9 protein-coding genes are annotated in these 12,472 nt (G+C 68.6%); 5 read left to right on the top strand and 4 right to left on the bottom strand.

Translation table 11 applies throughout. The annotated features are described in order from the left end of the window. Positions 1–138: 138 nt before the first annotated feature. On the bottom strand, positions 139–3,120 hold the full coding sequence (locus tag AB0H50_RS18050; protein ID WP_357453365.1) for a UPF0182 family protein: 2,982 nt from the start codon (positions 3,118–3,120) through the stop codon (positions 139–141). 199 nt (positions 3,121–3,319) lie between these two features. Here AB0H50_RS18050 and AB0H50_RS18045 point away from each other — a divergent pair, with 199 nt between their 5' ends. Then, a complete protein-coding gene (locus AB0H50_RS18045; RefSeq protein ID WP_357453362.1) occupies positions 3,320–3,910 on the top strand; it encodes a PPA1309 family protein in 591 nt (196 codons plus the stop codon). Here the strand turns inward: AB0H50_RS18045 and AB0H50_RS18040 are convergent, their stop codons facing one another. Next, positions 3,911–4,936 (bottom strand): PDZ domain-containing protein, encoded by a 1,026-nt coding sequence (locus AB0H50_RS18040; RefSeq protein ID WP_357453359.1) that lies wholly within the window; start codon positions 4,934–4,936, stop codon positions 3,911–3,913. Between the two features lie 163 nt (positions 4,937–5,099). On the opposite strand from AB0H50_RS18040, the gene AB0H50_RS18035 reads away from it, so the two are divergent. From AB0H50_RS18035 to AB0H50_RS18025, 3 genes are all read left to right on the top strand, one after another. Then, the gene (locus AB0H50_RS18035) at positions 5,100–6,515 is read left to right on the top strand and encodes a zinc-dependent metalloprotease (protein WP_357453356.1); all 1,416 of its coding nucleotides are present in this window, start codon (positions 5,100–5,102) and stop codon (positions 6,513–6,515) included. An 89-nt stretch (positions 6,516–6,604) separates the two neighbouring features. Then, the gene (locus AB0H50_RS18030) at positions 6,605–7,471 is read left to right on the top strand and encodes a hypothetical protein (RefSeq protein ID WP_357453353.1); all 867 of its coding nucleotides are present in this window, start codon (positions 6,605–6,607) and stop codon (positions 7,469–7,471) included. Between the two features lie 55 nt (positions 7,472–7,526). After that, entirely contained in the window at positions 7,527–8,873 is a 1,347-nt protein-coding gene (locus AB0H50_RS18025) for an AarF/UbiB family protein (RefSeq protein WP_357453350.1), read from the top strand. 147 nt (positions 8,874–9,020) lie between these two features. Here the strand turns inward: AB0H50_RS18025 and AB0H50_RS18020 are convergent, their stop codons facing one another. Further along, the gene (locus AB0H50_RS18020) at positions 9,021–9,311 is read right to left on the bottom strand and encodes a WhiB family transcriptional regulator (protein WP_068067598.1); all 291 of its coding nucleotides are present in this window, start codon (positions 9,309–9,311) and stop codon (positions 9,021–9,023) included. A gap of 632 nt (positions 9,312–9,943) precedes the next feature. Further along, positions 9,944–12,097, bottom strand: coding sequence for an ATP-dependent DNA helicase UvrD2 (locus AB0H50_RS18015; protein ID WP_357453512.1), 2,154 nt, complete (start codon positions 12,095–12,097; stop codon positions 9,944–9,946). A gap of 143 nt (positions 12,098–12,240) precedes the next feature. Here AB0H50_RS18015 and AB0H50_RS18010 point away from each other — a divergent pair, with 143 nt between their 5' ends. Beyond that, positions 12,241–12,471 (top strand): mycoredoxin, encoded by a 231-nt coding sequence (locus AB0H50_RS18010; protein ID WP_357453509.1) that lies wholly within the window; start codon positions 12,241–12,243, stop codon positions 12,469–12,471. Position 12,472 lies beyond the last annotated feature (1 nt).

Genomic DNA, 12,472 nt, shown 5'->3' with positions numbered 1-12,472 from the left:
TCGCCCTAACCCCCGCGGCGCCCAAACCACCACAACACCCCCCCCCAACCCCCCCAACCCCCACGGGGGTCCAGCACCCGTTGGCGCCGGCCCCCCCCGCTTCTGTTTTGTCTACTCGGCGCGGCTCAGCGCTCCGACTCAGCGACCGGTGGCTTCGTACGCCTTGATCGCCTGCTCCAGCCTGGTGAACGCCGCGCCGAGGCTGGCGAGATCGCCGCTGCGCTGGGCGTCACGCACGTTGCGCAGGGCCGCGTCCAGTTCCAGAACCGCCGCGTCCTTCGCGTTGGGCGGCGGCGGCGCGGTCCCCTGGGCGGGTGGCGGCGCGGTGGCGCCCTGGTTCGGCGGCGGCGTCGTCCCCTGCTGGTTCGGCGTCTCGGCGCCCGGCGCCGTCGCGGCGCTGCCGCTGCCGGGGAAGATCTTCTCGAGGGCCGCGGCGAGCGTCGGCTCGTAGCCGACCAGCACCGAACCCGTCGCCGGATCGCGATAGCTCACGAGCACGCGGGCCAGCTGCGGGAAGGTGGAAGTGTTCGGTCCGCTGTTGCGTTCGGTGTACAGCGGCTCGACATAGAGAATGCCGCCGTCGGCGATCGGCAAGGTCAGCAGATTGCCATATTTGATCTTGTTCGAGCCTTGCAACAAAGTCTTGTCACGCGAGACCTCGTCGTTGATGGTCATCGTGTTCTGTGTTTGTTGCGGACCCTGGGTCTGCGAATCCGTCGGCAATTGCAAGATCGTGAACTTGCCGTAGTCCTCCGGATCCGAGCTCACCGAGATGTAGGCGGACAGATATTGCCGGTTGAAGCCGACCATGGCGCTGGTCAGATTGAACTCCGGCCGTCCGTTCTTCGGATCGCCGGCCAGCACGTAGTACGGCGGCTGCTTGAAGGTGCCGCCCTCGATCGTCGGATCGCTGGGCACCGACCAGAACGCGTTGTTGGTGAAGAACTCTCGCGGATCGTTCACGTGGTACTTGCTGAGCATCTCGCGCTGCACCTTGAACAGATCCTCCGGGTAACGGAAGTGCGAGCGCAGCTCCGGCGAGATGTCGCTCTCCGACTTCACCGCGTTCGGGAACACTCCGCGCCACGCCTTCAGCACCGGATCGGTGGTGTCCACCTCGTACAGGGTGACCGTGCCGTCGTAGGCGTCGACAATGGCCTTCACCGAGTTGCGGATGTAGCTGACCTCCTTGCGGGGTAGCAGCCGTCCGGTCTTCTTGTCGACGCTGTCCTCGACCGCGCCTTCCAGCGAGGTGCTCTGGGCGTAGGGGTAGCTGTCGAGCGTGGTGTAGGCGTCCACGATCCAGACGATGCGCTTGTCCACGACCGCGGGGTAGGCGTTGCCGTCGGCGGTCAGCCAGGGCGCGACCTTCTCGACCCGCTCGCGCGGATCACGGTTGAAGATGATCTTCGAATCGTCGCCGATGGCACCGGAGAACAGGATGTTTCGCTCGGCGTACTTGGCCGCGAACGCCAGCCGGTTGAACCAGGACCCGATCGGAACGCCGCCGGAACCGGTGTAGGTGTATTGGACGTTGTCCAGGTCGTATTCGCGCGCGGGCTGTCCAGCGGCGCCGACGATGGCGTAGTCGGCGTCGGACTGGGAGATCAGCTCGCCGAAGTAGATTCGCGGCTGATCGACCTCGATGGCCTGGCGCTCCCGCGGCGTGGAGATGTCGCTGACGAAGCTCATCGGGCCGTCGTCGAAGACCGGAGAACCGCTGTCGCTGCTGCCCGCGACGGTCGCGTCCTTGGCCGCGGCCTTGTTGATGCGGTTGGCCGGGGCGGCGACGAAGCCGTTGCCGTGGGTGTAGACGGTGTGCCGGTTGATCCAGTCGGTCTGATTGTCCTTGAGGCTCTGCGGCTCCAGCTCGCGCGCCGCGACGATGTAGTCCTGGACCTCACCGTCGATGGTGTAGCGGTCGATGTCGAGCGGGTTGGGGAAGCCGTAGAAGTTCTTCAGCTGGCGCAGCTGAGTGAACGTGGGCGACAGGATATTCGGGTCGAGCAGCCGGATGTTGGAGATGGTGGTGCGGTCGGCGGGAACGTCGCGCGGGTTCTTGGTGCCGTCGCCCTTGTAGTTCTGGTAGTCGACCTTGTCGTCGGTGATGCCGAACGCCTGCCTGGTCGCGGCGATGTTGCGCTCGATGTACTCCGACTCCTTGTCCGCGGCGTTCGGGCGCACCGAGAACTGCTCGACCACCAGCGGCCACACCGCGCCGACCAGGATCGAGGAGAGCACGAGCAGCGCGGCGGCCATGGCGGGCACCCGCAGGTCGCGCAGCACGATGCCCGCGAAGAAGGCCAGCGCGCAGATCACCGCGATGGACAGCAGAATCAGCTTGGCGGGCAGCACCGCGTTGATGTCGGTGAAGGAACCGCCGGTGAAGGTGGGCTCCTTGCGCGCGCTGGAGAGCAGCTCGTAGCGGTCGAACCAATACGCGATCGCCTTGAGCAGCACGAAGATTCCGGCGAGCACCGCGAGCTGGATGCGCGCAGGCTTGGTCAGCGTGCCCTCGCGGCCGCTCAGCCGCAGGCCGCCGAAGACGTAGTGCGTCACCAGATTCGCGAAGAACGCGATCACCACGGCGACGAACAGCCAGTTCAGCACCATCCGGTAGAACGGCAGATCGAAGGCGTAGAAGCCGACGTCGAGACCGAACTGCGGATCGGTCTCACCGAACGAACCACCGTTGAGGAACAGCTGCACCGTCACCCAGTTCGACTGCGCCACCAGGCCGGACAGCAGACCGAGCAGCACCGGGATGCCGATGCCGAAGAGCTTGAGCCTGCTCATCACGGTGGTGCGATACCGGGCGATCGGATCGTTCGGCCCGGCGACCGGCACGAACACCGGCCTGGTGCGGTAGCCGAGCAGCAGCGCGAGCCACACCACCAGACCGACGAACACCGCCACCGCGACGAACAACAGGATCCGGGTCCGCAGCACGGTGAGATACACGTTGCGGAAACCGACCTCGCCGAACCACAGCCAGTTGGTATAGGTGTCTGTCAGCCTCGGTCCCAACAGCAGCAACGCCGCAACGACGATGGCCGCCACCAGCAGCACGCGGCTGCGACGAGACAACGAAGGTAAGCCGGTTGGGGGCCGCATGCCCACGGTGCCACTCTCCAGGGTCCGGCGGCGCCCACGCCCAATCGGTCGATGCGCCGCATTCCGACGTTGCGGTTCGGTCCTCGCGGACCGTCTGGCGCCCACTCTACGGAAACGGACATCGCACCGTCGTGTGTGGCCTCGGTGAGCTCGGCGGAAGCGATTTCGACGGCTTCGATGAGACACCGGCGGCGGTGATGCGAGGATGTCCACCGTGAACGCCGATCTGCACGCCGAGCTTGTCCTGTCCCGCGCCGTCCGGGAGGTCGCGGAGTTCGCCGACGCCGAGGGCTGGGGGCGTCCGCCGCAGATGTTCGCGCTGGTGCCGACCGCCGATCTGGTCGCGGCCGAACCCGGTCTGCTCGACCAGATCGATCAGGGCGACGAGCTCACCCCGATCGCGCAGGAGCCGCTGCCCGACGACATCACCGGCGGTTCGATGGCGCTCGACGAATTCCTCGCCACCACGAGCTGGCCGCCCGCCGTGCGGGGTTGCGTACTGGTGCAGGAGATCGTGGTGCTGCCGCCGGACGCCGAGAGCACCCTCGACGACGCGCTCGCCCCGTTGCTCGCCGACCACGAGGCCGCCGACGCCGCGGCCCGCGCGGCCGCGGCGGCGCACCCGGAGCGGCGGGAGGCTCGGCTTTTCGCCGCCGTGCTGCGCGACGGCGCGTCGCTGTCGCTGCTGCAGATCCGCCCGCAGGACGACGAGGACGATTTCGGCGACCTCGATCTGCGCACCCACCCGAACCTGGCGCCGAACCTCATCGAGGCGCTGCACCACACCCTGGAGTGATCAGCCGCAACTGGGCGCCTCGGCGCCCGCGTTGAGCGCGTTGAGTGACTGCACCGCGCTGTCCAAGGTCTCCACCTTGACCAGGCGCAGGCCCTCGGGCGTGCGCTGCCTCGCCTCGTTGCAGTTGGCCGCAGGGACGAGGAACGTCTCGGCGCCCGCCTCGCGCGCGGCCATCATCTTGTATTGGATGCCGCCGATCGGGCCGACCGCGCCTTCTTGATCGATGGTGCCGGTGCCTGCCACGAACTTGCCGCCGTCCAAGTCGCCGGGGCTGAGCTTGTCGATCAGGGCGAGGCTGAACATCAGGCCCGCCGACGGACCGCCGATGTCGGCCAGGTTGAAGGTGACCTGCATGGGCGGCAGCGCGCCCTCGCCCGGGGTGACGCCGAGGTAGCCCTTGGCCGGATCGTCCGGGCGCGCGCCGAGGGTGATCGTCGCGGTCTGCTCGGCGTTGTCGCGACGGAACACCACGGTCAGCAGGCTGCCCGGCGGCACCGAGGACACCGCGGACACCAGGTCTTTCGGCGTCGCGATCGGCGCGCCGTCGACGCTGACGAGCTGATCGCCCGGCCGCAGCACATCCTTGGCGGGAGCGTCGTCGCCGACCTTGCGGATCAGCACCACGGTCGGCAGATCCAGATAGTGCAGCGCCGCGACCTCGGCATTGCCCTCGGAATCCTTGAACTCCTGCTGATTGGACTTGTCGATCTCCTCGCGCGGCACGCCGGGCGGGTAGACCTCGGCGCGCGGGACGAGACCGTGCTGGCCGCTCACCCAGAAGCCGAACGCCTCGAACAGGTTCAGCCCGTCGCGCACCGCGACCGTCGTCATGTTCAGGTTGCCCGAGGTCGGGTCGAGCTCGGTGCCGACGACATCGACGACCTGCTTGCCCTCGACCTCGCCGAGCGTGTTGAAGGTTGGCCCGGGTCCGAGCGCGACGAACGGCACCTTGACCACGGCGCCGATGACACCGAGCACGAGCACCGGAACGAGCGCGGCAAGGAGGGTGAGGATCCGACGATTCACCCCGCCCACCATAGTGATCTCGTTCGCCGCTGGACTGCGCAGGCGCGGAATCCGCGGCCGCGCGCCGCCCGGTCGTTCGCTGTGCGCGTAATGCGAGCTCCAGCGGCCCGGGGGCGGCCCGCCGACGGTCACGCGCCGATTGTCCGCGCGTAACGTGATAGGCATGACTGACTTCCCGTTCGGATTCTCGAACCGTGACGACGATGACCCGCGCAAGCGCGGCGAAGAGCCGAACGGTCCCGGGGCGAACAATCCGTTCGGGTTCCCGATCGGCGGCGGAGCGGGCGGGTTCGATCCCGCGCAGCTCGGCCAGATGCTGACCTCACTGGGTCAAATGCTCAGCGGCATGGGGCAACCCGGCGGCGCGGCATCGGGTCCGGTCAACTACGACGTCGCCAAGCGGCTGGCCCGCCAGCAGCTCGGCGCGAGTGTGACGCCCGTCTCGGCGGGCGCCAAGAAGGCGGTGGCCGACGCGGCGCACCTGGCCGAACTCTGGCTGGACGGCGCGACGACGCTGCCCGCCGGCGCGACGAGGACCGTCGCCTGGACGGCCAACGACTGGATCGAGGAGACGCTGTCCACCTGGAAGCGGTTGTGCGATCCGGTCGCCGAGCAGATCTCGGGCATGTGGACCGCGCAGCTGCCCGAGGAGGCGAGGGAGTTCGCCGCGCCGATGGTCGGCATGCTCGGCCAGATGGGCGGTCTCGCGTTCGGCTCGCAGCTCGGCCAGGCGCTGGGCCAGCTGGCCAAGGAGGTGCTGACCTCCACCGATATCGGTCTGCCGCTCGGCCCGAGCGGCACCGGCGCGCTGCTGCCCGCCGCGATCTCGGAGTTCAGCGCGGGCCTCGAGCAGCCGGAGAGCGAGATTCTGGTCTTCCTCGCGGCGCGAGAGGCTGCCCACCAGCGGCTGTTCGCGCACGTGCCGTGGCTGCGTCAGCAGGTGCTCGGCGCGGTGGAGGACTACGCGCGCGGCATCAAGATGGACTTCTCCGCACTCGAGCAGGCGGCCCAGGGCATCGACCCGATGTCGCTGACCGACCCGTCGAAGCTCGAGGAGATCCTGGCGCAGGGCACGTTCGAACCGCAGACAACGCCCGAACAGAAGCAGGCGCTGGAACGGCTGGAGACGCTGCTCGCCCTGATCGAGGGCTGGGTGCAGGTCGTGGTGGCCGACGCGGTCGGCGAGCGGCTGCCCGGTGCGGGCGCGCTGGCCGAGACGCTGCGCCGCCGCCGCGCCACCGGCGGACCCGCCGAGCAGACCTTCGCCACCCTGGTCGGTCTGGAGCTGCGGCCGCGCAAGCTGCGCGAGGCCGCGCAGCTGTGGCAGCGACTGACCACCGACGCGGGGGTGGACGCTCGCGACGGCGTGTGGGCGCACCCGGATCTGCTGCCCGACTCCGAGGACCTGGACTCCCCCGCCGGTTTCATCGACTCGGTCATCGGCGGCGGCGCGACCGCGTTCGACGATCCGCTGGCGCAGCTGGCCGAGACCGAGGCGCGTGAGCGCGCGGAGTCCGACCGCGAGGGCGGCGACGGACCGGACACCCCCGACCTGGGCAAGGACAACGGCAAGTCCTGAGAATTCGCCCTGTGAACAGCGCGAATTCCTGTGGATAACGACAGGATTCGCGGCCGTTCGCGGGATGGGCGGCGCGCATACTGCTGGGCATGACCACGTTGCGCCCGCACGGCCCGATGCTGCATCCCCGGGTGACGATCCTGGTTCGCCCCTCCGGGGTGGTCCAGCTCGGCTGGGATCCGGAACGCGCCCTGCTCCTCGACCCGCCTGATCTGGACACCCAGACCGTGCTCGGCTTCCTGCGCCTGCTCGACGGGTTGCGGACCCGGCCGCAGATCGTGTGGCAGGCGGGCCGCAGCGGCATCGCCGCCGAACAGGCCGGTGCGCTGCTGGACGAGATCGATGCCGCCGGTCTGCTGGTGCAGCCGCGGGAGAGTCCCGGTCCGATTCGCACGGTGCGCGTGCACGGTCTCGGACCGCTCTCGGATGCCATCTCGGCGGGGCTGCGCCGGGTAGGCATACGTCCCGATCGATCGCGCGGGAACGCTCCCGAGGTGTGGCCCGCGGGCAGGCGCGCACCCGACCTGGTGGTGCTGGCCGACACCGTGGTCACCGATCCGCGGCTGGCGAGCGAACTTGTGCTGCAACGCATCCCGCATCTCTCGGTGCGAATCCGAGATGGCCGCGGCATCGTCGGCCCGCTGGTGCTGCCCGGCGAGACCAGCTGCCTGCGCTGCGCCGATCTGACGCGGGTCGACTACGACGCCGACTGGCCGCATCTGGCCGCCCAGCTGCTCGGCCGGGTCGGTCACGCCTCCCCCGCCGCCATCGCCGCGACCGCGGCGCTCGCCCTCGGCGAACTCGAGGCGATCCTGGACTGTTCGCCGCGCAGACCGCCGGCCACCCTGGACGCCACGCTCGAGTTGGACCTCGATTCGCACCTGCTGCAGCGAAGGTACTGGGCGCCACACGCCGCGTGCGGTTGTCGCACGATCAGCGCGGCGAGCGCAACGTGAGATCGAAAACTTCGAATTGCCATGGCAAAGCTCCGGGTGCGTCCGCCATGATGGGGTGGTGTCTGAGATCGTGCGCCGGAGCTCGTCCCGCAACGCCAAGTTAGCCAAGATTCCGCTCGGCATCGCCGGAAGGGCCGCCGTGGGCTTCGGAAAGCGGCTCGCGGGTGGTGACAAGGGGGAGATCAACGCTCAACTGAACCAGAAGGCCGCCGAACAACTGTTCACCGTGCTCGGCGAGCTCAAGGGCGGCGCCATGAAGTTCGGACAGGCGCTGAGTGTGATGGAGGCCGCGGTTCCCGAGGAGTTCGGCGAGCACTACCGCGACGCGCTGACCAAGTTGCAGGCCGCCGCCCCGCCGATGCCCGCCGAGACGGTGCACCGGGTGCTCGATCAACAGCTGGGCACGCAGTGGCGGCAGCGCTTCCATTCCTTCGAGGACGCCCCGTCCGCCTCCGCCAGCATCGGACAGGTGCACAAGGCGGTGTGGTCGGACGGTCGCACCGTCGCGGTGAAGGTGCAGTATCCGGGCGCCGACGAAGCTCTGCGCGCCGATCTCAAGACACTGTCGCGGATGACCGGCCTGATCTCCTCGGTGATCCCCGGCGCGGACGTCAAGCCGATCCTGGCCGAGATCACCGAGCGCACCGAGGAGGAACTGGACTACCGCAACGAGGCGGCGAACCAGCGCGCCTTCGCCAAGGCCTTCGACGGGCACACCGAGCTGGTGGTGCCGAAGGTGGTGGCCTCCGCGCCGAAGGTGATCGTCACCGAATGGCTCGAGGGCACCCCGGTCTCGCAGATCATCAAGTCGGGCGCCGCCGACCCGGAAGGCACCATGGCCCTGCGCAACCGGGTCGCGCTGCTGATGGGCCGTTTCCACTTCTCCTCGCCCGAGACCGTCGGCCTGCTGCACGCCGATCCGCATCCGGGCAACTTCATGATGCTGGCCGACGGCAGGCTGGCGGTGATCGATTTCGGCGCGTGCGCGCCGCTGCCCAATGGTTTCCCGGAGATCCTCGGGCGGATGCTGTCGATGGCCGTCGAGGAGGACTACGACGCACTCACCCAATTGATGTACGACAACGGCTGGGTGATCCCCGGTCGCACGATCACCCATCGGGAGATCGCCGACTACCTGCGCCCGTTCTCCGATCCGATCAAGACCGATTCGTTCCACTTCACCCGCCGATGGATGCAGCGTGTCGCGGGCAAGGCGACCGACTTCACCAGCACGGAAATGAAAACCGCTCGGGCGCTGCAACTTCCGGCCGAGCACGTGATGATCTTCCGGGTACTGGGCGGTTCGGTGGGCATTCTCGCGCAGCTGGACGCCGAGGTTCCGTTCATGCAGCTGGCCGCCACCTGGCTGCCCGGCCTGCGCGACGAACGCTCGGCGAGCTGAAAGATTCTCCCCCACAACGCAAACGAGCCGCCCACCTGATCTCGAGGTGAGCGGCTGGTTTGCTTTCTCGTTCCTGGGCCCCGCTGGGGTCCGGGTCGGACGATGGGGCCTCAGCGACCGGAGGGAGGTGAGGCCGCGGCCCGACTCTCATGCCGGGACCGCGACCTTGCGCGGACGACCACGCGGACGCTTGCGGGCGATCACGACACCCTGGTCGAAGATCTCACCGCCCCACACGCCCCAAGGCTCGCGCCGATCGATGGCCGCGCTCAGGCAGCCCTTGCGGATCGGGCAAGACGCGCACAGCGCCTTGGCCTGTTCCAACTGGACCGGGCTCTCCGCGAACCAGAGATCGGGATCTCCGGCTCGACAGGGCAGGACCCTGGTGACCTCCCGGGTGACAGCGGTGGCTTGCGGCCAGCTCTCTGCGGGGAACACGTCGTTCTCCTTCAGTTCGTTCTGCAGCGGTTCGTTAGTTGTCCACGAAACCGGTGGCAAACGGCTGAAGGGCCGCTTAAAAGTACTGGCCACGGTTTCGCTTCTTGCGATCCGTGGCCAGGAGGTGTGGGGTGGGTCCCCTACCTAGGTCGACACCTGGGTCGATTCCTGATCACGGTCGCTGGGTGTGCGGTGCGGAGGCGTGCTGCCCGCAGATCGATGTCTGCCATGGGCTCGGCCGCCGGCTCATAGCCGGCTCCGTGCGCAAAGACGCCGACTGCCGCGTTGGCGGTCGGGTGCCAGCCCCCGCTGGGCTTGCCCTGGAGCAGCGTGTGAACTTGGCGAAGCGCCGGCGAAATCTTCACCGGCGTACCAAATCCGCACACTCCTACCGAGGACAGACCGATCCCCTGCAAAGCGAGGATCCCCCGGGAGGCTGACATGGACGCATTGCCCGCAACGCCGATGGCGTCGAAGTTGTTGATGCCGTTCATTGGTCTGCCTCCCTCCTGTTCTCGTTGTGTCGAAACTGTCTGGTATCGAACCGTTGTCCGAAACTTCCCGCGCCGGAATGCCCTCCCGGTGCGTGATTCCCACCATAAGCAATGTCGGCGAAACCGACAACCTATTTTCTACCTGCGGTTTTGTGATGTCGAGCGGACTCGCGACGCGACGATGGCGAGCACGTCGGCTCCGTAGTCGACGATCTTCTTCGCGCCGATGCCCGGGATCGCCTCCAACGCACGGTCGTCAGCGGGCAGTTGCTCGGCGATCGCCGTGAGCGTGGTGTCGGTGAACACCACGAACTCCCGGACCCGAAGTGCCTCGGCCTTTTCCGCGCGCCACTCCTTCAGCGCCTCCAGTAGCGCCGCATCCAGTTCCGCGGGGCAGCGGCGGCAACGGCCGAGCATGGTGGCGTAGGTGCCGATCAACGGCTTGGCGCAGACCCGGCAGGACGGGCGTATCCCGCTGTTCTCGGGTCGGCCGGTCGACGCGGCGATCCGCGACGCGGGCGAATCGTCGGGTACCAGGCCGTTGAGGAAACGGGAACGGCGGCGGGTGCGCCTGCTGCCCTCGCCACGGGACAGCGCCCAGGACAACCGCAGATGCTCGCGCGCCCTGGTCACGCCCACGTAGAGCAGCCTGCGTTCCTCTTCGAGCGCGGCCTGATCGCCGACCGATCCGTCGTCGGCGAGCGCATGGGCGATCGGCAATGTGCCGTCGGCGAGCCCGACCAGGAAGACCGCGTCCCACTCCAGCCCCTTGGCCGCGTGCAGCGAGGCCAAGGTGACGCCCTGCACGGTCGGTGGGTGCCTGGCCTCGGCGCGCGCGGCGAGCTCGCGCAGCAGGCCGGGCAGTTCGAGCTCCGCGTCGTGCTCGACCAGTTCCTCGGTGAGCCGCACCAGCGCGACCAGCGACGACCACCGCTCCCTCGCCTGTGCGCCCGCTGGCTCGGTGGCCGTCAGGCCGACCGGTGCGAGCACGGCCTTGACCAGGGTGACCAGCGCCTTTCCGCGGCGGGACTGATCGGGCAGGTCGTCGCGGGCCGCGGCCTGGCGCAACGCCTGCACGGCCTGCCTGACCTCGGCGCGCTGGAAGAACCCCTCGCCGCCGCGTACCTGATACGGGATGCCGCGCTCGGTGAGCGACTGCTCGTAGGCCTCGGACTGGGCGTTGACACGGTAGAGCACCGCGATCTCCGCCGCGGGGGTGCCCGCCCCGATCAGGCGCTTGATCGCACCCGCCACCCCGGCGGCCTCGGCAGGGGCGTCGTCGTATTCGGTGAACTCCGGCTCGGGGCCGTCCGGGCGCTGACCGATCAGCTGGAGCCTGGTGCCCGCGATGCGGCCGCGCGCGGCGCCGATCACCCGGTTGGCCAGCGACACCACCTGCGGTGTCGACCGGTAGTCACGCTCCAGCCGCACCACCGTCGCGTCCGGGAAACGCCGAGAGAAGTCGAGCAGGTAGCTCGGAGTGGCGCCGGTGAAGGAGTAGATCGTCTGGTTCGCGTCGCCGACGACGGTCAGGTCGTCGCGCTCGCCGAGCCATGCGTCGAGCACTCGCTGCTGCAATGGCGTGACGTCTTGGTACTCGTCGACCACGAAACTCCGGTAGCGACCGCGGAATTCGTCGGCGACGGCCGGATAGTCCTCCAACGCGGCCGCGGTATGCAGAAGCAGATCGTCGAAATCGAGCAGCAGTCCCTCGGCGGAAGTCTTCAGCGACTCGTATCCCGCATAGACCTCGGCCACCCGCGCCGGGTCGTACGGCGGATCGCGATGCTGCTTGGCCACCGCCGCCGGGTAGTCCTCCGGCGCGAGCAGCGTGGACTTGGCCCATTCGATCTCGCCGAGCAGGTCGCGGACGCTGTCGGTCGCGGTGCTCAGCCCCGCCCGATTCGCCGCCTGCGCGACCACCGCGAACTTGTTGTCCAGCAATCGCCATGGCACGTCGCCGACGACCTGCGGCCAGAAGTACTTCAGCTGGCGCAGCGCCGCGGCGTGAAAGGTGCGGGCCTGCACCTGCTTTGCCTCGCCCGCGAGGCCGAGTCCGCGCAGCCGGGCGCGCAGTTCGCCCGCGGCCCGCGCGGTGAAAGTGACCGCGAGCACCTGGTCCGGCTTGACGTGTCCCGCCGACACCAGGTGCGCGATCCGGTGCGTGATGGTCCTGGTCTTTCCGGTGCCCGCACCGGCGAGCACGCAGACCGGACCGCGCGGCGCCCGGACGGCGGCGGCCTGCTCGGGATCCAGGGCGTCGAGGTCGAAGACGGGCACGGGCACCATCATGACAGCCGGGGGCGACAACCGGCCGCCACGCCTGTCGGCCCCGGACGACGACAAGCCCGCACTGTGGCGCCCGTCACCGCGGAACAGGACGAGGCCGTACCGTGTTGAATGGTTCCGTGACTGACGTGAACCCCGTTCTGACCATGTACTCGACCACCTGGTGCGGCTATTGCCGCAGGCTGAAGAAGCAGCTGGACGAGTCGGGTATCAGCTATGTAGAGATCGATATCGAGCAGGACCCGGCCTCGGCCGAGTTCGTCGGTAGCGTCAACAACGGCAACCACGTGGTGCCGACGGTGAAGTTCGCGGACGGCTCGACGGCGACCAACCCGTCGCTGGCCACCGTCAAGCAGGCTCTCGCCGCCCTGGCCTGAC

Origin of the sequence: Nocardia sp. NPDC050793 (assembly GCF_040654065.1) — a bacterium.
Classification (GTDB): Bacteria; Actinomycetota; Actinomycetes; order Mycobacteriales; family Mycobacteriaceae; genus Nocardia.
This window is presented reverse-complemented; position numbering and strand designations above follow the sequence as displayed.